The following is a 25,935-nucleotide window of genomic DNA, read 5'->3' as shown; positions in this document are numbered from 1 at the left end:
CGTCCGAGAGGTGCGCTATGGAGAACGAACGGCTACGGGCCACGATGGCATCACGTGGGATCACCGCGCAGACCCTTGCCACCCGGGCGGAGGTGGACGTCAAGACGGTAGAGCGATGGATCAGCACGGGGCGCGTGCCGTACGTGCGTGCTGCCGTCGCGGCTGCCGAAGCATTGGAGGAAGACCCAGTGTTTCTCTGGCCAAGCCTGCACCGAGGCCGCGCCGCACGAGCCGTATCCCCGGAGGTGGTCGCCGTATACGGCCAACGAGCCGAGGTGTCACCGGTGATGTGGCGATCGTTCTTCGAGCGGGCCACGACCAACATCGACATCCTGGTGTATGCCGCCAATCACCTGCACGAGTCCGTCCCGGGGTTCAACGATCTATTGATCGCGAAGGCCGTCAAGGGATGCGTGATTCGCATTGCCATCGGCGACCCTGATTCGGAGAACGTCGCCGCCAGGGGCAACGAGGAGAAGTACGGCCATGGCATCGAAAGCCGTTGCCGTTTGGCCCTCATGCACTACAAACCACTCGGCGACGTCAGCGGAGTCGAACTCCGGACTCACGGCACCACGCTCTACAACAGCGTGTACCGCGCCGACGACGAGTTGATGGTCAACACCCACATCTGGGGTGTCAACGCATTCGCCGCGCCTGTATGGCATCTCCGCCGCAGCCCTACGGGGGAGATGGTGACCGCCTATAGGCAGTCCTTCGATGCGGTCTGGGAGCAGAGCACGGCAGTAGCGTGAACGCATGGCGCGAACCGACTACTACGACGATCCCGAAGCCCCCACGCCCAACGCGCTCGTCGTCGCAGCATCCGTAGTGATCGCCGACGTGCACGGCCGAGTGCTTGTTCAGCGACGTTCCGACTCGGGCAACTGGGCGCTTCCAGGGGGAGGGATGAATCTCGGCGAATCTCTGACCGAATGCGCCGTCCGAGAGGTCCGAGAAGAGACCGGCCTCAGTGTCGAAGTGACCGGCCTTGTGGGCATCTTCACCGACCCTCGTCACGTCATCGCCTACTCCGACGGCGAGGTTCGCCAGCAGTTCAACGTCTGTTTCGTCGCCCGCGCCATCAGCGGCCAGTTGACGCCGTCCGACGAGTCCACGGCGCTTGGGTTCAAATCGCCCGCTGAATTGCAGGAGCTACCAATGCACCCCACACAGCGGCTACGTCTGCGCCACTACCTCTCAGGGAAGGATCAGCCTTACCTAGGTTGATTCATTGCCGGGTCCTGACCTCGTTGAGGAAGGCCCGCAACCGACAGCGCCCCCGACCCCTTCGGCATGAGGGGATCGGGGGCGCTGGTCGAGCGGGAGCGTCAGACCGAGACCGGTTCGCGCTCCGGCGACTTCTGGAGCGGGATGTGCGGCGCTGCCGGCTCGTCCGCCACGTCCAGGTCACGCGGGTTGTTGTACTTGTCCTTGTCGAGGATGCCCTCCCGAGCAGCCACGATGATAGGTGTTGCAATCTGCCCGGCCACGTTCGTGGCGGTCCTCATCATGTCCAGGATCGGGTCGATCGCCAGGAGCAGTGCGACGCCTGCCAGCGGGAGGTTCACCGTGCTGAGCGTGAGGGTCAGCATGATGATCGCGCCGGTGAGACCGGCGGTGGCCGCCGAACCGATCACCGAGACGAAGGCGATCAGCAGGTATTCCTTGATGCCCAGGTTCACGCCGTAGACCTCGGCCACGAAGATCGCGGCGATCGCCGGGTAGATCGCGGCGCAACCGTCCATCTTCGTGGTGGCGCCGAACGGCACCGCGAACGAGGCGTAGTCCTTCGGGACGCCGAGGCGCTCGGTGACCTTCTGGGTGACCGGCATCGTGCCGACCGAGGAGCGCGAGACGAAGGCAAGCTGGATGGCCGGCCACGCGCCCTTGAAGTAGTTCAGCGGGTTGACCTTGCCGACCAGCGCGAGCAGCAGCGGGTAGACCACGAACATCACCAGCGCGCAACCGATGTAGATGTCGGCGGTGAACGTGCCCAGCGGCTTGATCAGGTCCCAGCCGTAGGTGGCGACCGAGGTGCCGATCAGACCCAGCGTGCCCAGCGGGGACAGCTTGATCACCCACCACAGCGCCTTCTGGATGATCTCCAGGACCAGTTCGGCGCCCTTGACCAGCGGTTCGGCCTTGGCGCCGACCGACAGGATCGCGGAGCCGAGCACGACCGCCAGGAAGACGATCTGCAGGACCTTGACCTCGGAGAACGCGGTGACGATGTTGGTCGGGATGATGCCGGTGAGGAAGTCGAGCCAGTCACCGTTGGTCTTCGGCGCCTTGCCCGGGTCGGCCGGCAGCTTGAAACCGTCGCCCGGGTTGGTGACCAGGCCGATGGTGAGGCCGATCGCGACCGCGATCAGCGACGTGATCAGGAACCACATCAGCGTGCGTGCGGCCAGCCGGGCGGCGTTGTTGACGTTGCGCAGGTTGACGACGCTGACCAGGATCGCGGTGAACACCAGCGGCGGTACGGCCAGCTTGAGCAGCTGGACGAAGATCGTGCCGATCTGGTCGAGCGTCTCGGTCAGCCACGAGACGCTGTACTCCTTGGCGATGAAGCCGAGGACCACGCCGAGCACGAGGCCGGCGGCTATCTGGGCCCAGAAGGGGGTTTTCTTCAGGGACTTGAGTGAATCCACAGCAGACAAGGCAGGGCTCCTGAACGGGCACCGTGGGGACGGGGGTGGCGGTACGGAGCGGCCGCCGACCTGCGCATCAATAGGCACACGAGCGCCCGCAGGAAGGACTACGAGGAAGCGAAACTTCGCGCAGAACGGCCGCAGATGGCCGGCGTGCGGGCGGCCGGGGCGACGAACGTGAAGGCGTCAGCCCGGCAGGGGCACGGCGGCGGTCAGCCGCAACACAGCGCGGTGGCGCAACGGCCCAGGTCGACATGACGACGGGACACGAGCGGGAAACCCACCGCCGCGTGCGTCATCTGCGTGTCACCTGCACCAATCATGGGAGCGAGGATAGCCACACTAAACCGATAAACGCAAAGAATTACGGAACGGACACCGCCGGACACCCAAGGACACCGCCGGCCACACCTCGCTTAAGCGCTCAAGACGCTTCCCCGGCGCCCGACCGGCCGGGCGTTCCCGCGAGATCCGGGAGGTCTTGCGAAGCCCACGAGACGCACGCAGCCGACTCGGCCGACACGGCCGACGAGCCCCCGAAGCTCGAACGGCTCAGGAGGCTTCCTTGGCGATCCGGACCGGCGTCACGGCCTCGTCCTCGGCACGGTTGTCCTCGGCGATCCGCTGCTTCGCCCGCTGCATGCGCTCGTACAGCGCCTCGGACATCGCGTCCCGCTCCGCGTTCAGGAACCGGTAGCTGATCAACGCCGATCCGGCCGCCGCGATGGCGATCGCGATGAACACGTTCCCGCGGCCGTTCAGGTCGAAGAGCCCGAACACGACCATGACCACGGCGAACAAAGCGGCGAAGATGCCGAGCCGATAGAGCGAGTAACGCAGCGCGGGATTCGACATGGTCACCTTCGGTTCCCCTAGCCAGAGCGGTACGAGTGGCGGCGGACGCGAGTCGAGCCGTCCCCTCCAGTCAAGCATCCCGTATTCGGAACGCAGCGCCGGGCCCCGCCTCGCAGCCCGGCCGGCCCGATCCCGGTCGGGCCACCGGCCGCGCCACCGGCCGCGCCACCGGCCGGGTCACGGGCCGAGCCCGTTGATCCCGTCCAGGATCATGTTCTCCCAGTAGCTGCCCGGCTCGGCCCACGCGAGCGGATCCACCGAGGACAGCAGGTCGACCACGATCGACTCCCACACGTCGTGGATGCCGATGCCGAACCGCTCGCCCTGTCGGTGCATCCGTCCGATCACCCACATGGTGAAAGCGAGCGCGGACAGGTCGGTGTTGAGCGTGTCCATCTCCGGCTCGTCGGCACCGGTGTACCAGCGCCGGACCACACCGGTGCGGCCGTCCACGAGCAGGTCGCCGTCCTCGCTGACATAGCCGAGCACGACCAGGTGCTCCGCGTCCGCCGGCGGCTCCGGCTCGTCGTCCCAGTCCGCCCGGCGCTCGGCGATCAACTCGGCCAGGGTCGGCAGCGGCTTGTCGTCGCTGCGCATGTCCAGGTACGCCCACGCGTCGATCAGCCCGACGTCGAGCAGGAAGCGCCGGGTCGGCTCGTGCGTGATCGCGGCGGGCAATTGGCTTTCCTCGTAGCCGGAGAACTGGTTCTCGTAGACCAGATCGAGCATCGCGGGAGTGATCCGCACCGCCAGGCCCTCGCCCGGCACCGCCGCCCGGCGCAGTTGCCACAGCGCGAAGGACGTGTGCCAGAACGAGTTCCGGGGATCCAGTTCGGGTTCGGTCTCGCCGAGCAGATCGATCAGTTCCTCGCCGGTGCGCACCGGGCCGCGGCCGGTGCGGATCGCCTCGACCAGGCCGGCGTTGCGGACCAGGGTGGACACGTCCGTCGAGATCGGCGCGGGGTCGCCGAACGACTCCTCGCCGAAGACCCGACCGGTCGCGCCGTCCAGCAGCACCGCCCGGGCAGGGGTGCGCAGCGAGCCGTATGTGCCGAGCTCGATCAACCCGTCGCGGACGCCGCCCGGATCGAACCGGATCAGCGCGGCCTCGCGTGGCAGGCCCACCTCGGCCAGGAAGCGCCGGGTGGGCTCGTGCCCGATCCCGGGCAGGTCGTACCGGACCACCTCGCCGAACCACTCCTCGGCGTCCTGCGCGGTGATCGCGATCCGCAACGTGTCAGGCATACGGCAGCCCTCCCGCCTCGGCGCCGATCATGTTCGACCGGACCGGGTCGCAGCTTCATCGGCCGCGGCGTGGCGCGCCGGGCCGGACCGGGTCGGAGCTTCATCGGCCGCGGCGTGCGGACCGGGTCAGAGCTTCATCGGCTGCGGCGTGTCGCGCCGGGCCGGGTCCGGGCCCTCGTACTCGCGCAGCGTCTCGTAGCGGGTGTTGCGCTCGACCGGGCGGAAGCCCGCGTCCCGGATGAGGTCGAGCAGATCGTCGCGGGTCATCTTGTTCGGCGTGCCGAAGTCGTCCGCGTCGTGGGTGATCTTGTACTCGACGACCGAGCCGTCCAGGTCGTCCGCGCCGTGGTTGAGCGCGAGTTGCGCGGTGGCCAGGCCGTGCATGACCCAGAAACACTTCACGTGCGGGACGTTGTCGAACATCAGCCGGGAGACCGCGAACACCTTGAGCGCTTCGGCGCCGGTGGCCATGTTGGTCCGGGCCTGGAGCCGGTTGCGGACGATGCCGTCCTTGCTGTCGTGGAAGTCGTGCTGGTAGCGCAGCGGGATGAAGACCTGGAAACCGCCGGTCTCGTCCTGGAGTTCACGCAGTCGGATGACGTGGTCGACCCGGTGCCGGGGCTCCTCGATGTGGCCGTAGAGCATCGTGCACGGGGTCTTGAGGCCCTTGGAGTGCGCGAGCCGGTGGATCCGCGACCAGTCCTCCCAGTGCGTGTCGTGGTCGACGATGTGCTGCCGGACCTCCCAGTCGAAGATCTCCGCGCCGCCACCGGTGAGCGACTCCAGGCCCGCGTCCATCAGCTCGTCGAGGATGTCCGAGGCGGACAGGCCGGAGATCTTCTCGAACCAGTGGATCTCGGTCGCGGTGAACGCCTTGAGCGCGACGTTCGGCAGCACCTCCTTGAGCGCGCTGAGCGACCGGGGGTAGTAGCGCCACGGCAGGGTCGGGTGCAGGCCGTTGACGATGTGCAGTTCGGTGATCCCGTCCGGCTCCATCTCCTTGGCGAGCCGCACGGCCTCCTCGATCCGCATCGTGTACGCGTCCTTCTCGCCCGGCTTGCGCTGGAACGAGCAGTAGGCACAGGACGCGTTGCACACGTTCGTCATGTTGAGGTGGCGGTTGACGTTGAAGTGGACCTTGTCGCCGTTCTTCACCGTCCGCACGTGGTGCGCGAGTCCGCCGAGCCACGCCAGGTCGTCGCTCGCGTAGAGCGCGATGCCGTCTTCACGGCTCAGTCGCTCCCCGGCGAAAACCTTGTCCTCGATCTCCTTGCGCAGGCCCGCGTCCATGTCTCGGCACTCCCTCTAGGTCTTCACGATTGCCGCTGCACGGCTGCTACGAGGTTACGCCCGGGTCACCGGGCGCTCGCTCAGGCCATCACCTCGGCGTACAGCGCCGGGTCGACGTTGCCGCCGCTGACCACGGCGACGTGCTCGCGGCCGGCGGGCAGCGCGTCCTTGCGGAAGAGGTAGGCCGCGGTGGCCACCGCACCGGCGGGCTCGGCGACCAGGCGGGCGCGCCGGGCCAGAAAGCGCATCGCCTCGCGGATCTGTTCCTCGGTCACCGTGACGATGTCGTCCACGTACGCCTGGATGTGGGCGAACGGCAGCACCCCCACCGAGGTGGTGCGCAGGCCGTCGGCGATGGTGCGGTAGGTGTCGGCGGTGGACCAGGTGGTGCGCACGCCGGTACGGAAGGACTCGGCCGCGTCGGCGGCCAGTTCCGGCTCGACGCCGATCACCCTGGTGTGCGGGCTGCTCAGCTTGACCGCGGCGGCGATGCCGGAGATCAGGCCGCCTCCGCTGACCGGGACCAACACGGTGTCCACGGTGGGCAGGTCCTCGACGATCTCCAGGCCGGCGGTGCCCTGGCCGGCGATGATCCGCGCGTCGTCGTAGGGCGGCACGAGCGCGTAGCCGTGCTCGGCGGCCAGTTCGCCGGCCGCGGTGTCGCGCCGGTCCGGCGTGACGATGACCACCTCGGCGCCCAGCGCGCGGGTGGCCTCGATCTTGACCCGCGGGGTGGTGTCCGGCATCACGATCACCGCCTTGGCGCCGAACAGGCGGGCCGCGTAGGCCACCGCCTGCGCGTGGTTGCCACTGGAGTGTGCGGCGACCCCGCGCGAGCGCTCGGCGTCGGTCAGGGCCGCGATCGCGTTGTACGCGCCGCGGATCTTGAACGCGCCGATCGGCTGGAGACTCTCCGGCTTGAGCCACAGCGGGCGGTCGTCGTCACCGTGCAGGGACGGCAGCAGCGGGGTGCGTACCGCCGTGCCCGCGATCCGCTTCCGTGCGGCCTCCAGGTCTTGGAGCGTCACCAGGTTCGTCATGCCTGCCACCTTATGAGGGGCCGTCGGCGGACCGGCAACCCTTTCGGACCCGGCCGGTGCCTACTCGGTGGGCTCGGGCAGTTCGGCCGCGCGGTACTCCCACTTGGTGGAGAGCACCACGGTGGTGCGGGTGCGGGCCACGCCGCGGGTGCCGGACAGGCGCCGGACCACGTTCTCCAGGCCCTCCATGTCCGAGACCCGGACCTTGAGCATGAACGAGTCGTCGCCGGCGATGAACCAGCAGTCCTCGATCTCGTCGAGGTCGCGCAGCCGGCGGCTGACGTCGTCGTGATCGGCCGCGTCGGAGAGCTGGATCCCGATCAGCGCGGTCACCCCGAGGCCGAGCGAGACCGGGTCGACGGAGGCCCGGTAGCCGGTGATCACGCCGGCTTGTTCGAGCCGGTTGATGCGATCGGTGACGCTCGGGCCGGACAGGCCGACGAGTCGGCCCAGCTCGGCGTACGAGGCCCGCCCGTTGCCGCGCAGCGCCTGGATCAGCTTGCGGTCGACGGCATCCATGTCCGTTTCCTCCAGGTAATCGATGGTGTCCACCGGGGGGCCACCGGGGGTCTGTGACATGACGAAGGTGCAAACCCGCGTGGGGCCTGTAATTCATTGGACGATTTTGATTCTAACCCTTAGAATCAAAGGCATCGGGAGCTACAAGCCTCCGATGACGACTCGTGGGGAGACAACACCGTGTACACCCTGGAGATGGCCCGCGCACACATGCAGGAACTGCATGCCATTGCGGAACGCTCACGTGCCACCCAGCCGTCGAACACGCTCAAGCGTGTGAAGCGACTGGTCGGCCGCCGCAAGTCCGGGCGCTGATCGCCCGGCAGATCCGGCAAGACCGCCAAGGCTCCCGTCACCACGGGGGCCTTTTTGGTCTGTCCGAACGGGTGCGGCCGTCCGGGTGGGTGTGGGCGTCCGGGCGAGCGTGACCGTTGTCCGGGCGGTCCCGATCGTCCGGACGGGCGCGCCGACCGGCGGTCTTCGGCCGCGCCTCACCCGCCCGCCTCGCGTCGGGCGCCGCCCAGTTCGCCGTCCCAGCGTCGATACAGGGTGTGTGCGACGCCGAGCACGTCCAGCGCCTTGCCCGCGACGAAGTCGACCAGGCGCTGGACGTCCTGGGCGCCCGCGTAGAAGGCCGGGGACGCCGGCAGGATCACCGCGCCGGCGTCGTCGAGCCGGACCAGGTGGCGCAGCGTGGTGCCGGTCAGCGGGGTCTCGCGCGGCACCAGCACGAGCGGGCGGCGCTCCTTGAGCGTGACGTCCGCGGCGCGCTGGAGCAGATCCTTGGACAGCCCGATCGCGATGCCCGCGACCGACGCCGTGCTGGCCGGGACCACGACCATGCCCTTGGCCGGATACGAACCGCTCGCCGGCCCCGCGCCCAGGTCGCCGGCCGACCAGTAGCGGACCCGGTCCAGCGCGGCTTCGTCGAGCTTGGTCCACGCGGCGAGGTCGTCGCGCCAGTGCGCGTCCCGGAAGGCGATGCCGGTCTCGTCGAGCAGGGTCAACCGGGCGGCCCGGCTGACCACGAGGTCCACCTGCTCGCCCGCGTCCAGCAGCCCGCGCAGCACCGCCGCGGCGTACGGCGTGCCCGATGCCCCCGATACGCCGACTGTCCACGGGCGTCGTCCCGTACTGTCCCGCTCCTGGTCCATGCCTCCTATTGTGGCTTCGTAGCGGTACTGCCTACCGCAGGGGAGGGGTGTGCATGTCCCGCATATCCGTGTCGGGAGTCCGCGACGCGGCCCTGGTGACCGCAGTGCTGATCGGCGCGGTCTGGGCCGTCCAGCTGATCAATTACACGACCGACGACTCGCTGCTCGGCCACGGCGTGACACCTCGGCGGGCGGACGAACTGCCGGACATCCTCAGCGCGCCGTTCCTGCACTTCGGCACTGGACACATCGTCGCCAACACCTTCCCGCTGATGCTGCTCGGCTTCCTGGCCGCGCTGCGCGGGATCACCCGTTTCCTCGCCGTGTTGCTCACGATCACCGTGATCGGCGGTCTCGGCGTGTGGGTGACCGCGCCGGCCGGATCGAACACGGCGGGCGCGAGCATCCTGGTCTTCGGCCTGTTCGGCTACCTGATCGTGCGCGGGTTCGCCGACCGCCGGGTGCTGGACGTGCTGATCGGCTTCGCCGTATTGGGCCTGTACGGCAGCTCGTTCGCGATGGGGGTCATCCCGCTCGCGGAGGGAGTGTCCTGGCAGGGCCACCTGTTCGGGTTGATCGGCGGCGTGTCGGCGGCACTGGCCTTCCGTCGCCGACGCGATGTGTCACACCTCTCGCCCGCGGACCTTCCCATCGGGTAACCCGGTGGACATCGCTGCATACGATGCGGGTAGGTCTTCCTCGCATGCTTCTTCGTTCTTGTTCCTCGACCGGGAGTTTTCCTGTGCGTTCGCTCCGGATATCCGCCGCGGCTCTGACCGTACCGTTGGTTCTGCTCGCCGCCGGTTGCGGCGAGTCCTCTTCGGGAGATCCGTTCAAGCCCGCGGCCGCCGGTGGTGGCGACGCGCTCGACCCCAAGGGCCCTTCGAACGAGGCGCTGACCGTGGAGGCGCTGTCCAAGCAGGCCGAGACCGGCTTCAAGGAACTCTCGAACCTGCGCATCGAGGGCACCGGAAAGGTCTACGACCTCCCGCTCGGCGTGGACATCAAGATCGGCACCGGTGAGCAGGCCGAGGGCAAGATCACCCTCGACAACAAGGCCCTGGACCTGATCGCGGTCGACAAGACCACGTACGTCAAGATCGCGCCGGGCACCGTGCAGACCGTTCTGGACCTGGGCAAGCGGGCCGAGGCCGCGTCGGGCGAGCCGGAGTCGGCCGAGGACAAGGCGCTGGGCGAGCAGTTCACCAAGATGTTCGCCGAGGGCGCCAAGCTCGTCGAGGGCAAGTACATCAAGTTGGGCGGCGGGGAGACCGGCAAGCTCGGCCAGGACCTGCTCAAGGGCGGCACGCCGTCGCTGGACGGGCTGTTCGGCTCGGACTCCGACTCGGACGACTCCGCGGACCCGGACGACAAGCGGCCGATGACCAAGGGCCCGACCACGGAGATCAACGGGACCAAGGTGATCCCGCTGATCTCCAAGGACGAGGACGGCACGACCGTGACGATGTACGTCGCGGCCAACGGCAAGCCCTTCCCGATCCGGGTCACCGCCGACGACAAGAGCGACGGCACCAACGAGGTCACCCTCGACCTCAAGTACTCCAAGCTCACCGGCGGCGTCTCCCCCAAGGCCCCGGCGCCCGGCGACACGGTCGACCTCGAGGGCCTCCTGAAGTCCTTCGGCGGCGGCATGTTCGGCGAGGACAAGACGGCCTGATGTGAACGGGTCCGCCCGGTCCCGGCCCGGTCGTCGAGGCCGGGCCGGCGGGGGTGGAGGAACCGCGGCATGCGCAGCGGGAGTTCGGTCGCGTCCGCGCGAACCCGCCCGGGATGCCTACGGACGCAGCCCCCGCACGCCCAGGTCCAGCAGAGCGCACACGAACAGGGCGATGCCGATGAAGCCGTTCGTGGTGAAGAAGGCGCGGTTGAGTTTGGACAGGTCGTCCGGGGCCAGCAACGAGTGTTCGTAGACGAACGCCGCGGCGACGATCAGCAGGCCCAGCCACCAGAAGAAGCCCGCGCCGGTGAGCGCGCCGAACCAGACGAACAGCAGCGTGGTCACCACGTGGGTGATCTTCGAGGCGTTCAGCGCGGCGGCGATGCCCCACTTGGCCGGCACGCTCTTGACCCCGTGCGCGCGGTCGGCCGCGACGTCCTGGCAGCCGAAGATCAGGTCGAAGCCGCCGATCCAGGTGCCCACCGCCAGGCCCAGCACGACCGCCGGCCACGACCACGAGCCGGTGATCGCCAGCCAGGCGCCGATCGGCCCGATCGCCTGCGCGACCCCCAGGATCGCGTGCGGGATGTCGGTGAACCGCTTCCCGTACGGATAGACCACCATCGGGATCACCGCGACCGGCGCGAGCACCAGGCACAGCGGGTTGAGCAGCGCGGCGGCGACCAGGTAGAAGAACAGCGCGACCAGCGCGCCGATCCACGCGGTGCGCACCGACACCGCGCCGGTGACCAGTTCGCGCGTCGCGGTGCGCGGGTTGCGTGCGTCGATCTCGCGGTCGATGATCCGGTTGCAGGCCATCGCGAAGGTGCGCAGGCCCACCATCGCCACCGTGACCAGGAACAGCTCCCGGTAGTGCAGGCGTTCGTTGGTCTCGTACATCGCGGTGAAGGCCGCGATGTAGGCGAACGGCAACGCGAACACCGAGTGCTCGATCAGCACCAGGCGCAGGAACGCCTTGACCCGGCCCACCTCCGACGGTGCTCCGGGGGCGGGTAGCGCGGCGGACGTCACAGTCCGTATTCCTTCCATCGGCGGGTCACCTTGGCGGCGGTCTCGGGGTCCGACACGACCATCTCCGGCCAGCCGCCGTCGCGCGTGTAGCCCTCCTCGGGCAGCTTGCGGGTCGCGTCGATGCCCGCCTTGCCGCCCCAGAACTGCTGGTACGACGCGTGATCGAGGTGGTCCACGGGACCCTCGGTCAGCAGCAGGTCGCGCGCGTAGTCGGTGTTGCCGAACGCCCGCCACGCCACCTCGTGGTAATCGTGCACGTTGCAGTCGGCGTCCACCACCACGATCAGCTTGGTCAACGACATCATGTGCGCGCCCCAGATCGCGCTCATCACCTTCTGCGCGTGCTTGGGGTACTTCTTGTCGATCGAGACGATCGCGCAGTTGTGGAAGCCGCCCGCCTCGGGCAGGTCGTAGTCCACGATGTCCGGCACGATGATCTTGAGCAGCGGCAGGAAGAACCGCTCGGTCGCCTTGCCCAGCGGCCCGTCCTCGGTGGGCGGTCGGCCGACCACGATCGACTGGAGCAGCGGCTTCTCGCGCATCGTCACGCAGTCGATGGTCAGCGCCGGGAACGGCTCCTGCGGCGTGTAGAAGCCGGTGTGGTCGCCGAACGGGCCCTCGGGCAACATCTCGCCCGGGGTCAACCAGCCTTCGAGCACCACCTCGGCCTCGGCCGGGACCTGGAGCGGCACGCTCACGCAGTCGACCATCTCGATCCGCCGACCCCCGATGAAGCCGGCGAAGAGGTATTCGTCGATGTCCCCGGGCAGCGGCGCGGTGGACGCGTAGGTCACCGCCGGCGGACACCCGAACGCGATCGCCACCGGCAGCCGCTCACCCCGCTTGGCGGCCACCTGGTAGTGGTTGCGGCTGTCCTTGTGGATCTGCCAGTGCATCCCGATCGTGCGCTTGTCGTGCCGTTGGAGCCGGTACAGGCCCAGGTTGCGCACGCCCGTGTCGGGGTCCTTGGTGTGGGTCAGGCCCAGGTTGTAGAACGAGCCGCCGTCCTCGGGCCAGGTGAACAGCGCCGGGATGGTGTCCAGGTCGACGTCGTCGCCCTTGAGCACGACCTGCTGACAGGGCGCGTCCTTGATCTTCTTCGGCGGGACGTGCGCGACCGAACCGAGCTTGCCGAACGCCTCGCGGATCCCGGTGAAGCCCTGCGGCAGTTCCGGCTTGAGCAGGCCGCCGATCTTCTCCGACAACTCGTCGTAGCTGCTCAGCCCGAGCGCCATCAGCATGCGCTCGTCGGTGCCGTAGACGTTCATCGCCAGCGGCATCGAGCTGCCCTTGACGTTCTCGAACAGCAGCGCCGGGCCCTTGGCCTTGTTCACCCGATCGGTGATCTCGCCGACCTCCAGATGCGGATCGACCTCGGCGCGGACGCGCCGCAGTTCACCGCGCTTCTCCAGTGCCTTCAGGAAAGCGCGCAAGGTCCCGTATGCCATGCGTGCCAGTATCCGACACGGACTCGCCCGAGCCGCACGCGCACCCGGTCGGGCGGGCTACGTTGGACCCTCGTGCCGAGCAGGGAGGGGTACATGCTCACGGTCGCTTCGGAATTGCGTTCGGTGGTCGTTCATGCCGTGGGGGCGGTGTGTGTGCGGAATTGCGAGGTGGAACTGCCGGCGGGCTCCCCGGGTCCGGTGCGGGTGCGGGTGAGCGGATTCCCGTTGACCGCTTACGGCGACTGGCTGCGCGCCCGGGTCGTCACCGGCGGGACGGGTGTGCGGGTCACCGACGTCCGGCCCGTGGTCGACGTCGAGGTGGTCCAGGACGCCGACCTGCCGAGCGTGCTGCTCGACCTGGAGGCGGCCGAGTCCCGGGTGCGGGCCCTGCACGAGCGCAGCGCGCGCCTGGCCGCCGAACTGGAGGAGATCACCGGGTTGACGGCGATCATGCCCGGCGTGCGCCGCGGCGACCCGCCGCGCACCGCACCGGTGTCCGCGCTCCTGGATCTGGCCGCGTTCGCCGACGAGCGGGCCGAGGCGCTGTACGAGCGGATCGGCGCGTGCGACGACGAACTGCGCGAGGCGGTCCGGGACACCGAGTTGTACCGGGCCCGGCTCAACGCGGCGTCCGGCGCGGTTCGCACCGAGCGGGCCCAGGTGTCCGGCACCGTGGTGGTCACCCTGGAGCACACCGGCGACGCGGGCCCGATCGGGCTGGACGTGGAGTACCACGTGCCCGGCGCGCGCTGGGCACCGATGTACCAGCTGCGCCTGGACGAGGCGATGACCGGCGGCACGCTGGTCATGCGCGCCTGCGTCGCGCAGCGCACCGGCGAGGACTGGACCGGCGTGCGACTCGGCCTGTCCACCGCGGACCTGGCCCGCGGCACCGACCTGCCCGAGCTCAAGTCGTTGCGCCTGGGCCGCCGGCAGAGCGCGCCCGCGCACGCCGGCTGGCGGGAGCCACCGGCCGGGCTGGCCGAGTTGTTCGCGGGCTACGACGCGGGGGTGGCCAAGCGTCCGCTGTCACGGCCGGCGTACGCGGGGGCCGCGGCCGGCGCGGGCGGGCCCGACGAGCGGCGGGCGGCCTACTCGCCGGTGCCGCCCGCCGGCATGAACGACCCGATGGAGGCCGCTGAGCCGGCCTTCATGCAGGGGCCGGCCGCGCCGGTGACCGCCGCCGCCCCGCCGATGCAGGTCGCCGGCGGCTTCGGCGCACCGCCGCCCGCGCCGCGCCCGGCCGCGGCGATGATGCGCCGGGCCCGGAGCGCCCCGGCCGCCCCGGCCGGGCCCGGCGCCGCGATGGAATTCGCCGGCTACGGCGCGCCGGCCGACGAGGACGCGATCGCGCCCAGCGCGAAACCCGCGCCGCCGGAGCAGCCCGAGCCGGGCGCCGACCTGCTGGACTACGCGGCGCTGGAGCTGCGCGGCGCGGACGACGCCGAGGCCCGGGGCCGGTTGCGCCCGGCGTCGCACGGCCCGGGCGGCAATGCGCTGGAATACCGCCGGCGCGCCGACGAGGTGACCCGGCTCGCGCTGCCCGAGCACGCGCTCGCGCCGCGGGATGCGGCCGGGTCCTACGACTACCGCTTCGACACCGCGGCGCCGGCCGAGGTGGCCGCGGACGGCGTGTGGCACACCATCCCGGTGTGCGAGATCGAGGTCGGCCTCGACCCGGAGTTCGTCTGCGTACCGGCGCTGGACGACGCGGTGTTCGGCACGGTCGTGCTCGCCAACGCGTCGCCGCACGCCCTGCTCGCCGGTCCGGCGGACGTCTCGGTGGCCGGCGAGTTCCTGATGACCGTGCCGCTGCCGACGCTGGCGCCGGGCGCCCGCGAGCGGGTGGGCGTGGGCGTCGTGGAGAGCGTGCAGGTCTCGCGGAACGCGCACATGCGCGAGTCGACGGCGGGGTTGCGCGGCGGTACCGCGGTGCTCGACCACCGGATCGAGATCGAGGCGGTCAACCACCTCGCCCGGCCGATCCGCCTGGACATCCTGGAGCGCGTCCCGGTCACCGACGACAAGGACGTGAAGATCGAGGAGCACGCCGGCGCGCCGCGCTGGGTGGAGGACACCGAACTGCGCGACGGACGGCACGTCCCGGGCGCACGCGTGTGGCATGTCGAACTCGCCCCCGGCGAGCGCAGGAACCTGACCGGTGGCTACGAGATCCGGATCCCGGCAGCGAAGGCCGTGGTCGGCGGCAACAGGAGGATCTGACGGTGACTCAGCCGACGCTGGAACAGAGCACTCCGGCCGAACCCGAGCCGGAGCCGCTGCCGATCACGGCGGTGACGTGTCTGGAGGACCGGGCCCAGGTGACCCGGTCCGGCCGGATCGCATTGAGCCAGGGCGTACAGCGGGTGCTGGTCGGCCCGGTGACCCCGCTCGCGGTGGACCGGTCGTTGCGCGCCGAGGTGGTCGCCGACGACGGCACCGCAACCGCGATCGACGCGCGGGTGGTGCGGGTGTACACGCCCAGGCCCGCGACCGGGCCCGGGCCGGACGCGTCCGAGCTGCGCCGGCTCGTGCACGAGCTGGACGAGCGCGGCACCGCGCTGTCCCGGCGCGAGCGGCGTCTGCGCACCGGATTGGCCCTGGTCGATCAGGCCCGGGCCGAGTTGCGCCGCGACATCGCCGAGCAGACCGGCTTCGGCACGACCGAGCCCGAGCGCTGGGCCGCCGAGTCGGACCGACTCTCCGCCGAGGCCGAACAGCGCCACTCCGAGCTGCACACGCTCGCCGACGAGCAGGCCGCGCTTCGTACCCGGTTGCGCAGCGCACAGATCGCGCTCCAGGTGGCCGAGCAGGAGCCGACCGAGCTGACCGCCGCCGTCGAGGTGGTGATCGAGGCCGAGCGCACCGGTTCGGCCGAGCTGCGGGTGGTGCACCTGGTGCCGTGCGCGCTGTGGCGGCCCGCCTACCGGGCCGTGCTCGCCCCGGATCGCCGGTCGATCGAGCTCGAATGCGACGCGGTGGTGTGGCAGCGCACCGGCGAGGACTGGTCCGGCGTGGCGCTGTCGCTGTCCACCGCGCGCCCGACCCTGGCGGCGCGTCCGCCGAGCCTGGTCGAGGACCGGCTCACCCTGCGCGAGCGCACCCAGGTGGAGAAGAAGCAGGTCGAGGTGGATCTGCGCGAGGAGGACATCGCCACGGTCGGCCGGGTCGCGGGCGGCTCCGCCGAGTTGCCCGGCGTGGACGACGGCGGCGAGGTCCGGGTGCTGGCCGCGCCGACACCGGTCGAGGTGCCCTCCGACGGCCGGCCGCATCGGGTCCGGTTGACCACGTTCACCGCGAAGTGCGAGCCGGAGGCGGCCTGTTCGCCCGAGCTGTCGCAGTACGTGAGCCAGGTCGTGCGGTTCGCCAACGACGCCGGACACGCGTTGCTCGCAGGCCCGGTGGAACTGGTCCGCGGCAGCGGGTACGTCGGGCGCGGGCAGCTCGACTTCGCCGCGCCGGGCGAGGAGGTGCGGTTGCCGTTCGGCAGCGAGGACGACTTCCGGGTGGTGCGCGAGGTGACCGAGTCGCGCAGCACGGCCTCGCTCACCGGGCGCACGGTGGTCACCCGCACGGTGACCGTCTTCCTCTCGCACGTCGCCGCGCCGGGGGCCGAGCCGCCCGGGACGGTGGTGCTGCGCGAACGGGTGCCGGTGTCCGAGGTGTCGGCGGTCGAGGTCAAGGTCCGCCGCGACCTGTCGGAACCGGCGCCGGACGCGGTCGACGACCAGGGAATCGTGCGGTACGACCTGCGCCTGGCCGCGGGTGAACGGCGGCGGATCACGCTGGTGTACGAACTGCACGCATCGGGCAAGGTCACCGGACTGTGAGCGATCCGGTGTTCATGGAGGCGACCGTTTACGCTGGATGGGAGACGCGTCCGAGTACCGAGCGCCGAATAACCGTCTGGGAGACCGCCACATGATCAGGGCCCTGCTGTTCCTGCTGCCCCTGGCCGTCGGGATCTACGCGTTCATCGACTGCCTGACCACCGATGAGCAGAAGGTCCGCAGCCTGCCCAAGATCGCCTGGGTCTTCGTCATCCTGCTCTTCTTCCCCGTCTTCCTCGGTCCGATCGGCTGGTTCGTCGCCGGGCGTCCCAAGCGCGAGTACGCCTCCGGCGGGGCCGGCGGCTTCGGGTTCGGCGGGCGTTCCCAGGGCCGGCAGATGGCCCCGGACGACGACCCCGAGTTCCTCGCCTCGCTGAACAAGGACAACCGCAGGCCGAGCGAACCGAGCGCCGCCGAGGACCAGGCGGAGATGCTCAAGCGCTGGGAAGAGGACCTCAAGCACCGCGAGGACGACCTGCGCGGCCCCGACCGGGACAACCCGGACGGACGGGCGCAGGACAAGGACGCGAAGGACAAGGACTGAGCCGGGTTCTCCGGCCGGGCCTCGGCCGCGCAGCCGGCGGGTCGCGTCCGCGACCCGGCCGGCTGTCGTTGGTGCGGACCGGTGTGTTCGGCGGACCGGTTCCTTTGCTGGGTACCGGCCTTCGTCTGCTCGGCCTTCGTCTGGTCGGCATCCGATCGCTCGGCGTTCGCCGCTCAGGTCGCCGCGGCCACTTCCGCCGCGGCGTCGGCGAGCAGCCGGCCGGTCTTGTCCAGCGTCCGTCCGTCGGTGCGCGGGGCGAAGCCGCGCAGGCTCAGGATCAGCACCAGGTCGCCGTCGCGATCGTGCACGGGTGCGCTGATCGCGCCCACCCGATAGTCCCGGTCCGGTTCCAGCTCGTCGATCTGGCCGCCGTCGGAGCCGCCGATCTCGGCCGCGATCTCCTCCAGGAGCGTGCGCAACCGGGCCGCCGACGCGCCCGCGCCCAGTGTGTCCAACCCCTCCAGGTGCTCGTCCAACTCGCCGAGCGTCTCGCCCAGGCGGGTCTCCACGTCGGTGACCAGCTCGATCGCGAAGCCCCGGCGCCGCGCGTTGTCGATCGCGCGCGCCATCCGGCCGCGGGCGGCGGGATCGTGCGCCTCGTCGAGCCAGCGGCGCACCGTCTGCTCGTCCGCCCAGGGCACGTAGCCGATGCCCAGCGGCGGGGTGATCGGCGCCTGCGCGCCGACCCGTAGCCGGTGCAGCTCGGGCCCCGGCGCGCGGACCACCTCGGCGATCGCCACGTGATGCTCGCCGGGGGTCATCGCGAAGCAGGACAGCCCGGTGTCGTCGCGCAGCCGGGCCATGATCGGGCGCGCGACGTCGAGCACGCCGAGCCCGCGCGCGGCCGCTCGGCCGACCGCCACCAGCGCCGGGCCGAGCCGGTAGGTGCGCCGGGTGGGATGGCGGATCAACCAGCCCAGCGAGGTCAGGCTCGCCAACATCGGATGGCACGTGGCGGGCGTCACCGCGAGATGCCGGGCGATCTCGGACAGGGTCAGCCCCTCGGCCGGCCGTTCGGCGATCGCATCGATCAGGGAGACGAGTCGGTCGGTCTGCGGTGACGGTCGTGGGGCCATGGTCGGCCACCCTACTGGATCTTTTCGCATAGTGCGCATATTGACTCGCACAATGCGCAGCCGTACGGTCTGCCCACGTTACCGGGGAGGCTCATATGTACGACCTCAAGATCATCAACGCCACGATCGTGGACGGCACCGGCGCGGATCGTTTCGTCGGCGACATCGCGGTCCGGGACGGCCTGATCGTCGCGGTGCGCCGGCACGACGGCCCGGACCCGGAGTTGCCGGGCGACGCGGCCGAGACGATCGACGCGACCGGTCGCCTGGTCACGCCGGGCTTCGTGGACATCCACACCCACTACGACGGCCAGGCCACCTGGGACGAGGTGCTCGACCCGTCCACCTCGCACGGCGTGACCACGGTGGTCTCCGGGAACTGCGGGGTCGGCTTCGCGCCGGTCCGGCCCGGCCGCGAGGACTGGCTGATCCGGTTGATGGAGGGCGTCGAGGACATCCCCGGAACGGCCCTGGCCGAGGGCATGACCTGGGGCTGGGAGACCTTCCCGGAGTACCTGGACGTGCTGGAGCGACGCACCTTCGCCGCCGACATCGGCGTCCAGGTCGCACACGGCGCGGTCCGGGCCTACGCGATGGGCGACCGCGGCGCGCGCAACGAACCCGCCACGGCCGAGGACATCGAGGCGATGGCGGTGATCGTCAAGGAGGCGATCGAGGCCGGCGCGCTGGGCTTCTCCACGTCGCGCACCGTCGCGCACAAGGCGATGGGCGGCGAGCCGGTGCCCGGCACGTTCGCCACGGAGGACGAACTCTTCGGCCTGGGCCGGGCGATGGCCGCGGGCGGGCGGGCCGTGTTCGAACTGGCCCCGACCGGCTCGTCCGGCGAGGACATCGTCAAGCCCGCCTCCGAGGTGGCCTGGATGCGCCGACTGGCCGCCGAGATCGGCATGCCGGTGTCCTTCGCGCTGCTCCAGGTGAACGCGGCGCCGGAGTTGTGGCGCGAGCTGATGGCCGAGTCGCAGGCGGCGAACGAGGCGGGCGCGCGGCTGCATCCGCAGATCGCGGGGCGTCCGTTCGGCATGCTGACCGGCTTCGGCACCCGCAACGCGTTCAGCAAACGACCGACGTTCCGGGCGATCGACGACCGGCGCGTGGCGGGCGAGTTGGACGACGCGGCGTTCGCCGCCGAGTTGGCCCGGCCCGAGGTCAAGGCGGCGATCCTGGCCGAGGCGGACCTGCCCAGCGACCCGAACATCCCGGGCGACTCGGTCAACCTGGCGATGCAGTTCATGCTGGACCGGATGTACCCGATGGACCCGGTCCCGGACTACGAGCCGCTGCCGGACCGCACGGTGACCGCCATCGCCCGGGCGCGCGGCGAGGAGCCGCTGTCGACGCTGTACGACCTGCAACTGGCGGACGACGCGCGGACCACGCTGATGGTGCCGATGTTCAACTACTCGGACGGCGACCACGAGGCGATCCGGGAGATGCTCACCCACCCGGCGAGCGTGTTCGGCCTGGCCGACGGCGGCGCGCACTGCTCGATGATCTGCGACGCGTCGCAGCCGACGTTCCTGCTCACCCACTGGGCCCGGGACCGCACCCGCGGCGAGCGCCTGCCGCTGGAGTTCCTGATCCGCAAGCAGACGATGGACACCGCCGCGCTCTACGGCCTGTCCGATCGCGGCGTGGTGGCCGAGGGCAAGCGCGCCGACCTCAACGTGATCGACCTGGACGCCCTTACCCTGCACCGCCCGCGCATGGTCCACGACCTCCCGGCCGGCGGTGGCCGCATGCTCCAGGCGGCAACGGGCTACGTGGCCACGATCGTGGCAGGCCAGGTCACCCGACGGGACGGGATCGACACGGGCGCACGGCCGGGGCGGTTGGTGCGGGGGGCGCGCTGAGGGTTGGCGGGTCGGGACCTCTCGATCCGGGCGGGTCGAGGGGCCGGCATGTGGTGGTGGGCTCCTCGACCCGCCCGACCACGGCTCCCGGCCGCAGGGCGAAGCACCGCCGCATCGAACGAATCGGGTGACGGAGCCGGGTCGGCTCAGGGACCTTCGATCGCGCCGAGGAGTCCCGCCCGAGATCCGGTGCCGATGTGCGCCGGCCGAGGGTGGGCAGCGGATCGCCACATAGGATCTCGGCGGGCCGTGTTGACTCTGGGGGGTTGGTCATCGATGTCGCATGTCGTGTTGACGACGGGAGCGAACGCGCCGCTCGCCGACGACGTCGTCGAGATCGTCGTGTCGTGGGAGGGGCACGCGGGCGTCGATGTCTCGGCGTTGCTCCTCACCGCCGATCATCTGGTGCGCGGTGACGCGGACTTCGTCTTCTGGAACAACCCCGCGACCCCAGACGGTGCGGTTCGACTCGCCGACGGTGGGCGGATGACCGTGGTCACGAGCACGATTGCCGCCGACGTGGCGAGCCTGATCGTGGTGGCCGCGGCCGACGGCCGAACGGGCGCGGACACCCTCGCGGACGTCCGCGGGCTACAGGCCGTCGTGGGCGAAATGGTCTACCGGCCCGACGACTTGACGCGGGGCCAGACCGCCGCCGTGCTGGTCGAGGTGTACCGGCGCGCGGACGCGTGGAAGGTGCGTGCGGTCGGTCAGGGCTACGCGAGCGGTCTCGCGGGCATCGCCACGGACTTCGGGATCGAGGTCGCCGAGGAGCCCGACGACAGCCTGCCGGCACCGGAACCTGCGGTGGGCTTCGCGATCCCCGACGGGGCGGCAGCACCCTCGGGCTTCGCCGACCCCGCCGCACAGCCGGCGCCGATCGCCTTCGCTCCGCCCGCCGCACCACCGCAGCAGCAGGTTCCGGGGCCCGAGTTCGCCGCACCCCCGGCAGCCACCGCTCCGCAGCACACCACCGGCTTCCCGGCACCCGTGCCCGCACCGGCCCCCGTCGGGTTCACCCCGCCGCCGGCCATCGCACCGCCCGCGGCCCCGACACCCACCCCGAAACCCGCCTCCCCGGTGTCGCGGGCACTGGCTCGGCTGCGCCGCCGTCCGGACACCCCCACGCCGCCGGCCCCCGTGCCGACCACCATGCACGTACCCACCCCGTCGTATCCGGCGGCGACTCCGTACGCCCCCGCCCCGGACGTCGCCACTGTCGCCACGCCGTCGAACATGACCAAGTCGCCGCTCGGTGCGATCCGACTGACCAAGAGCCAGAGCGTGGCACTACCGTGGGACGGCGACCCCGGCACGGTGATCACGGCGACGCTCGAATGGAACGGGGGCACCGCGTACGACGACTTCGGGGAGGCGGACCTCGACCTGTATGCGCTGTTCGTGCCGCGCATCGAGGCGGTTCCGCCGAGCGCCCGGCGAATACCGACCAGGGGCGCGGTCTACTACCGCAACTTCGGCTCGACGACCGCCGAGCCGTACATCCACCTGGACGGCGACGCCCGCGGGCCGGGCCGCGAGGTCGTCCGGATCACCCGCCCCGACCTCCAGGGCCACGTGCTGATCTGCGCCTACAGCGCGGTCCTCAACGGCAGCGGCAGCTTCAAGTCCTACGGCGCCAAGGCCGTCGTCGACGACGGCCGGGGCTCGATCGTGACGGTTCCGCTCCTCGACGACAACGACAACGGCTACTGGGTCGCGATCACGCTGATCGACTTCACCCGGCCGGAGGGCCCGACGGTCCGGCACGTCGAGCAGTACTCCGAGGCCGGCGAGGAACGGCCGATGCTCTACGCCGACGGGCGCTTCGCGATGAGCATGGGACCCATGGAGTTCAAGGACGACGAACCCATCCGCGAGTTCGAATGGGAGACGGTCCTGGATCCGAACCACCACCTGAGCATCCGCGAGGGACACAACCTCCACCCCTGACCGGCGACCGGACAAGCACCCCCTCGCAGGGCGCGCCGACTCCCGTACGTCCCTACCGCGTCGCCGGCCCGGCCGCCGGGTGAGGGGCCGAACCGCGAACTCGTGGTCGGGCACGCGGTTGCGACCGACGAAACGGGTCTGCCCCGCCGCCCCGACGAGGGGCGACGGGGCAGACCCGGTCCGCAGCGACCGCGGCTCAGACGCCTGCGTACGAGTGCAGGCCGTTCACGAAGATGTTGACGCCGTAGTAGTTGAACAGGAAGCACGAGAAGGCGACCAGGGAGACCGCTGCGGCCTTGGTGCCCTTCCAGCCGGCCGTGGCGCGGGCGTGCAGGTAGGCCGCGTAGGCGACCCACGTGATGAAGGACCAGACCTCCTTGGGGTCCCAACCCCAGTAGCGGCCCCACGCGTTCTCGGCCCAGATCGCGCCGCACACGATGGCGAAGGTCCACAGCGGGAAGATGATCGCGTTGACCCGGTAGGCGGTCTTGTCCAGCGACGCCGAGCTGGGCAACCGGGCCAGCTTGTCGTCGAAGCGGCCCGGCTTGGTCCTGGTCGGGTCGGCCTGCCGGCGCTCGTAGCCCTGGCGGAACAGGAACAGGATCGAGGCGAGCGCGCCGATGTGGAACGCGCCGAAGGAAACGATCGCGGACGCGACGTGGATCCACAGCCAGTACGAGTCGAGCGCCGGGACCAGTTGCTCGGAGTCGGTGTACAGCACCGTGACCGCGACGCCGAGCGTGGTGAGCACCGGCAGCGTGACGAACAGGCCCAGCCAGCGCACCGGGTACTTCCACAGCAGCGCCAGGAAGGCCAGGACGACCATCAGCGCCACGGAGGTGGAGAACTCGTACATGTTGCCCCACGGCGCCCGCTCCACCGAGATGCCGCGGGTGAGCACGGAACCGGCGTGCAGCAGGAAGGCCAGCACGGTCAGCGAGACCGCGACCCGGCCGATCCGGTCGGCGCGTTCGTTGCCGCCCGCCACGTCGCCCCGGTCGTCCGCGCTGTCGCCGTCGTGTCCGCCCTCGCGCAGCACCACCACCGGCCGCTCGGCCAGGGCGACCCCGCCGGCCGCACCCGCGGCCGCCGGTTCCAGGACCTCGACCGACAGGTCGGCCGAGCGTTTGGCCACGGCACCACTGCTGCCGAAGGTCCATTCCATGCAGTAGGCGAAGAACGCCATCAGGTAGACGGCGATCGCCGAATACATCAGCACATTGCTGAATTGGGCGAGGTTCTCGTTGACGCCCACGCTCACTCCTTGACCTTGGTGCCGGATGAGTTCGCCGGCGCGGCCTCGCGCAACGCGTCCACGAACTCCTGTACCTCATCGCCGAGGCCCCCGCCCTCGGTGCGGGCGAGCCCGCCGACCTCGACGACCGTGTGACCGTCGGGTCCCTCCACCGCGCGCACCCACATGCGGCGGCGGCGAACGAACAGTGACAGCACGAGGCCGACGATGGCGGCCACCACGCTGAAGAGCGCGAGCCCCTTGCCGGGCTCGCTGGCGACCTGGAAGTTGGCCCAGGTCTTGACGCCGTCGAAGGTGATGCTGCCGGCGCCGTTGGGCAGTTCCCGGGTCTCCCCGACCTTGAGTGCCTCACGCCACACGTCGGAGCCGTTCATGAACTTCGACATCTTGTCGGCCTTGAGCGCGTAGATGTTCTGCGGGATGCCCGAGTCCATGCCCAGGTCGCCCTCGTAACCGCTGATCATCAGGCGGGGGTTGAGCAGCGAGGGGAACACCGAGATCGGACCGCGCTTGGGGTCCACCAGCAGGTTGCCCTCCTGGTCCATCGGCGCGCTCGGCAGGAACTGCGCGTCGAAGCCCAACTGCTTGAGCCCGGGGCTGACGTCGGGAACCTTGATCACGCCGGTCGAGGTCCGGTTGCCGTCCTGGGGCAGGAAGATGGTCGGACCCTTGTAGGCGATCTTGCCCTTGGCGTCGCGTACGGTCACCTCCGGCGCGTAGCCGGTGGCGATCATGAACACCTTGGTGTCACCGACCTCGAGCGGGTGGTTGACCTTGATCGTCCCCGACTTGTCCTTGCCGTCGTGCCCGTACCAGGACTCGATGTGCGCGGTGAACGACCTCGGCTCGCCGCGCTTGGCGCCGGTCGGCTGGAAGGTCTGCTCGACCGATTTCAGCCGGAACCCGAACGGCTCCAGGTTGTCCGCGTCCACGAGCGCGCCGAACTGGCGGTCGTCGTACTGGGTGAGCACGTTCGCGAAGCTGCCGCCCTCGACCACGATCTTGCCGCCCTTGACGCTGTACAGACTGCCCAGCGCGAAGGCCACCAGGATGCCGAACAGGGCTATGTGGAACAGCAGGTTGCCGGTCTCCCGGGCGTAGCCCTTCTCCGCCGCGATCGAGTCGGCGGTCGGGTTCAACCGGAAGCGGCGCTTCTTGAGCACGCCGCGCGCGGCTTCCAGCACCGCGTCCGGGTCCGCCGAGGTCTCCCAGCGCGCGTACGCGGGCAGCCGGGCGAAGTTGCGCGGCGCCTGCGGGGGCTTGGCCCGGAGCGTCTTGGCGTGTGCCCAGCAGCGCGGCACGATGCAGCCCGCGAGCGAGACGAACAGCAGGATGTAGATGGAGGCGAACCACCACGACGAGAACACGTCGAAGAGCTGGAACTTGTCCATGATCTTCGCGCGGTCGGGGTGGTCACGGAAGTATTGGCTGACCTTGATCGGGCTGACCGGACGCTGCGGGATCAGCGTCGGCGGCGTGGCCGCGACCGACAGCAGGAACAGCAGGATCAGCGCGACCCGCATCGAGGTCAGTTGCCGCCAGAGCCAGCGCAACCAGCCGAGCACGCCCAGTTGCGGCTGGCGGATCTCCTCGTCGCCGTCGTCGTCCTGCGCGGGAGCGGTGGACATCCCGGCATCGGCCCTGGCCTCGGACTTCGCGATCCGGCCGAGGTCGTCGTCCGGTGCGAGATCGTCGTCCCGTTCGAGGTCTTCGTCGCTTCGGGTCTCGAGACTCATCAGAATCCGATCGTGTATTGCCGGGTCCAGGACTGCATCTCGCGCATCAACTGGTCCCACGCCCCGGTGAGCATGAGCACCCCGAGCAGCACGAGCATGCCGCCGCCCAGGCGCATCACCCAGACGTAGTGCTTCTTGACCCACCCGAAAGCGCCCAGCGCCTTGCGAAACGCGACCGCGGTGAGCAGGAACGGAACGCCCAGCCCGACGCAGTACGCGACCGTGAGCAGCGCACCCCGGTTGGCGCTGGCCTCGCTGGTGGACAGGGTCAGTACGGCCGACAGGGTCGGGCCGATGCACGGCGTCCAGCCCAGGCCGAACACCATGCCCAGGAGCGGCGCCCCGACCAGCCCTATGGCCGGCCGCTTGTGCACCCGGAACTCGCGCTGCAAACCGGGCAGGACGCCCATGAAGGACAGCCCGAGCACGATGGTGATCGCGCCGAAGACCCTGGTGATCGTCGACTGGTGTTCGGCCAGGGTCTGGCCGAAGTAGCCGAACGCGGCGCCGGTGGACACGAAGACCACCGTGAAGCCGAGCACGAACAGCAGTGCGCCGAGGAAGAGCCGACCGCGCCGGGCGTCCTTGAGATCCGCGCCGGAGATGCCGGTGACGTAGCTGAGGTAGCCGGGTACCAGCGGCAGCACACACGGGGAGAAGAACGAGATCAGCCCGGCGAGCAGGGCGATCGGCAGGGCCGCGGCGAGCGACCCGCTGTAGACCGTGTTGTTGATGCCTGCGGCTGCGACCAGCACCTC

23 protein-coding genes are annotated in these 25,935 nt (G+C 70.3%); 10 read left to right on the top strand and 13 right to left on the bottom strand.

Translation table 11 applies throughout. From position 1 onward, the window contains the following. Positions 1-17 precede the first annotated feature (17 nt). Both ACZOOI_RS17460 and ACZOOI_RS17455 read left to right on the top strand, forming a co-directional pair. A complete protein-coding gene (locus ACZOOI_RS17460; protein WP_465276739.1) occupies positions 18-755 on the top strand; it encodes an XRE family transcriptional regulator in 738 nt (245 codons plus the stop codon). A gap of 4 nt (positions 756-759) precedes the next feature. After that, positions 760-1,230 carry an NUDIX domain-containing protein gene (locus ACZOOI_RS17455; protein WP_465276738.1) on the top strand — a complete coding sequence of 157 codons (471 nt, stop codon included), beginning with the start codon at positions 760-762 and terminating at the stop codon, positions 1,228-1,230. 101 nt (positions 1,231-1,331) lie between these two features. On the opposite strand, the gene ACZOOI_RS17450 is transcribed toward ACZOOI_RS17455, so the two are convergent. The 6 genes from ACZOOI_RS17450 to ACZOOI_RS17425 all read right to left on the bottom strand — a co-directional run bounded on the left by ACZOOI_RS17450 (position 1,332) and on the right by ACZOOI_RS17425 (position 7,603). Beyond that, entirely contained in the window at positions 1,332-2,654 is a 1,323-nt protein-coding gene (locus tag ACZOOI_RS17450) for a dicarboxylate/amino acid:cation symporter (RefSeq protein ID WP_465281223.1), read from the bottom strand. A 552-nt stretch (positions 2,655-3,206) separates the two neighbouring features. Beyond that, positions 3,207-3,509 carry a DUF4229 domain-containing protein gene (locus tag ACZOOI_RS17445; RefSeq protein WP_396011006.1) on the bottom strand — a complete coding sequence of 101 codons (303 nt, stop codon included), beginning with the start codon at positions 3,507-3,509 and terminating at the stop codon, positions 3,207-3,209. A 177-nt stretch (positions 3,510-3,686) separates the two neighbouring features. Then, positions 3,687-4,754 carry an SUKH-4 family immunity protein gene (locus tag ACZOOI_RS17440; RefSeq protein ID WP_465276737.1) on the bottom strand — a complete coding sequence of 356 codons (1,068 nt, stop codon included), beginning with the start codon at positions 4,752-4,754 and terminating at the stop codon, positions 3,687-3,689. A 126-nt stretch (positions 4,755-4,880) separates the two neighbouring features. After that, positions 4,881-6,044: an aminofutalosine synthase MqnE gene (gene mqnE, locus ACZOOI_RS17435; RefSeq protein ID WP_465276736.1), complete on the bottom strand. Its 1,164-nt coding sequence runs from the start codon at positions 6,042-6,044 to the stop codon at positions 4,881-4,883. Positions 6,045-6,124: 80 nt separating this feature from the next. Then, positions 6,125-7,084 (bottom strand): threonine ammonia-lyase, encoded by a 960-nt coding sequence (locus ACZOOI_RS17430; RefSeq protein ID WP_465276735.1) that lies wholly within the window; start codon positions 7,082-7,084, stop codon positions 6,125-6,127. Positions 7,085-7,144: 60 nt separating this feature from the next. After that, the gene (locus tag ACZOOI_RS17425; protein WP_026219445.1) at positions 7,145-7,603 is read right to left on the bottom strand and encodes an Lrp/AsnC family transcriptional regulator; all 459 of its coding nucleotides are present in this window, start codon (positions 7,601-7,603) and stop codon (positions 7,145-7,147) included. Between the two features lie 180 nt (positions 7,604-7,783). On the opposite strand from ACZOOI_RS17425, the gene ACZOOI_RS17420 reads away from it, so the two are divergent. Beyond that, positions 7,784-7,918 (top strand): hypothetical protein, encoded by a 135-nt coding sequence (locus ACZOOI_RS17420; RefSeq protein ID WP_020556503.1) that lies wholly within the window; start codon positions 7,784-7,786, stop codon positions 7,916-7,918. 176 nt (positions 7,919-8,094) lie between these two features. Here ACZOOI_RS17420 and ACZOOI_RS17415 read toward each other — a convergent pair whose 3' ends face one another. Then, positions 8,095-8,757: a UbiX family flavin prenyltransferase gene (locus ACZOOI_RS17415; protein WP_465276734.1), complete on the bottom strand. Its 663-nt coding sequence runs from the start codon at positions 8,755-8,757 to the stop codon at positions 8,095-8,097. Positions 8,758-8,810: 53 nt separating this feature from the next. Between ACZOOI_RS17415 and ACZOOI_RS17410 the strand changes: the two genes are divergently transcribed. Both ACZOOI_RS17410 and ACZOOI_RS17405 read left to right on the top strand, forming a co-directional pair. Then, positions 8,811-9,416: a rhomboid family intramembrane serine protease gene (locus ACZOOI_RS17410; RefSeq protein ID WP_465276733.1), complete on the top strand. Its 606-nt coding sequence runs from the start codon at positions 8,811-8,813 to the stop codon at positions 9,414-9,416. A gap of 83 nt (positions 9,417-9,499) precedes the next feature. Beyond that, positions 9,500-10,435, top strand: a complete 936-nt coding sequence (locus ACZOOI_RS17405; protein ID WP_465276732.1) for a hypothetical protein — start codon at positions 9,500-9,502, stop codon at positions 10,433-10,435. Between the two features lie 117 nt (positions 10,436-10,552). Here ACZOOI_RS17405 and mqnP read toward each other — a convergent pair whose 3' ends face one another. Both mqnP and ACZOOI_RS17395 read right to left on the bottom strand, forming a co-directional pair. Continuing rightward, complete coding sequence (gene mqnP, locus ACZOOI_RS17400; RefSeq protein ID WP_465276731.1) at positions 10,553-11,485, bottom strand: menaquinone biosynthesis prenyltransferase MqnP; 933 nt, start codon at positions 11,483-11,485, stop codon at positions 10,553-10,555. Further along, entirely contained in the window at positions 11,464-12,915 is a 1,452-nt protein-coding gene (locus tag ACZOOI_RS17395) for a menaquinone biosynthesis decarboxylase (protein ID WP_465276730.1), read from the bottom strand. The genes mqnP and ACZOOI_RS17395 overlap by 22 nt, the downstream gene beginning before the upstream one ends. Before the next feature lie 93 nt (positions 12,916-13,008). Between ACZOOI_RS17395 and ACZOOI_RS17390 the strand changes: the two genes are divergently transcribed. The 3 genes from ACZOOI_RS17390 to ACZOOI_RS17380 all read left to right on the top strand — a co-directional run bounded on the left by ACZOOI_RS17390 (position 13,009) and on the right by ACZOOI_RS17380 (position 17,289). Further along, entirely contained in the window at positions 13,009-15,138 is a 2,130-nt protein-coding gene (locus ACZOOI_RS17390; protein WP_465276729.1) for a DUF4139 domain-containing protein, read from the top strand. Between the two features lie 2 nt (positions 15,139-15,140). Further along, positions 15,141-16,745, top strand: a complete 1,605-nt coding sequence (locus ACZOOI_RS17385) for a DUF4139 domain-containing protein (protein WP_465276728.1) — start codon at positions 15,141-15,143, stop codon at positions 16,743-16,745. Between the two features lie 91 nt (positions 16,746-16,836). Next, positions 16,837-17,289 (top strand): PLD nuclease N-terminal domain-containing protein, encoded by a 453-nt coding sequence (locus ACZOOI_RS17380; RefSeq protein ID WP_465276727.1) that lies wholly within the window; start codon positions 16,837-16,839, stop codon positions 17,287-17,289. A gap of 173 nt (positions 17,290-17,462) precedes the next feature. Here ACZOOI_RS17380 and ACZOOI_RS17375 read toward each other — a convergent pair whose 3' ends face one another. Further along, entirely contained in the window at positions 17,463-18,365 is a 903-nt protein-coding gene (locus ACZOOI_RS17375) for an IclR family transcriptional regulator (protein WP_465276726.1), read from the bottom strand. Positions 18,366-18,460: 95 nt separating this feature from the next. On the opposite strand from ACZOOI_RS17375, the gene ACZOOI_RS17370 reads away from it, so the two are divergent. Both ACZOOI_RS17370 and ACZOOI_RS17365 read left to right on the top strand, forming a co-directional pair. Continuing rightward, positions 18,461-20,236, top strand: coding sequence for an N-acyl-D-amino-acid deacylase family protein (locus tag ACZOOI_RS17370; RefSeq protein ID WP_465276725.1), 1,776 nt, complete (start codon positions 18,461-18,463; stop codon positions 20,234-20,236). Between the two features lie 276 nt (positions 20,237-20,512). Continuing rightward, positions 20,513-22,186, top strand: coding sequence for a TerD family protein (locus ACZOOI_RS17365; RefSeq protein ID WP_465276724.1), 1,674 nt, complete (start codon positions 20,513-20,515; stop codon positions 22,184-22,186). Between the two features lie 196 nt (positions 22,187-22,382). Here the strand turns inward: ACZOOI_RS17365 and ccsB are convergent, their stop codons facing one another. From ccsB to ACZOOI_RS17350, 3 genes are read right to left on the bottom strand one after another with little or no spacing between them, the layout of a single operon-like run. Further along, complete coding sequence (gene ccsB / locus ACZOOI_RS17360) at positions 22,383-23,399, bottom strand: c-type cytochrome biogenesis protein CcsB (RefSeq protein WP_465281222.1); 1,017 nt, start codon at positions 23,397-23,399, stop codon at positions 22,383-22,385. Between the two features lie 44 nt (positions 23,400-23,443). Further along, on the bottom strand, positions 23,444-25,177 hold the full coding sequence (resB, locus tag ACZOOI_RS17355; RefSeq protein ID WP_465276723.1) for a cytochrome c biogenesis protein ResB: 1,734 nt from the start codon (positions 25,175-25,177) through the stop codon (positions 23,444-23,446). Further along, complete coding sequence (locus ACZOOI_RS17350; RefSeq protein ID WP_465276722.1) at positions 25,177-25,932, bottom strand: cytochrome c biogenesis CcdA family protein; 756 nt, start codon at positions 25,930-25,932, stop codon at positions 25,177-25,179. Before ACZOOI_RS17350 ends, resB begins: the two co-directional genes overlap by 1 nt. Between the last annotated feature and the right edge of the window lie 3 nt (positions 25,933-25,935).

It is taken from the genome of Embleya sp. L77 (genome assembly GCF_055557415.1).
This window is presented reverse-complemented; position numbering and strand designations above follow the sequence as displayed.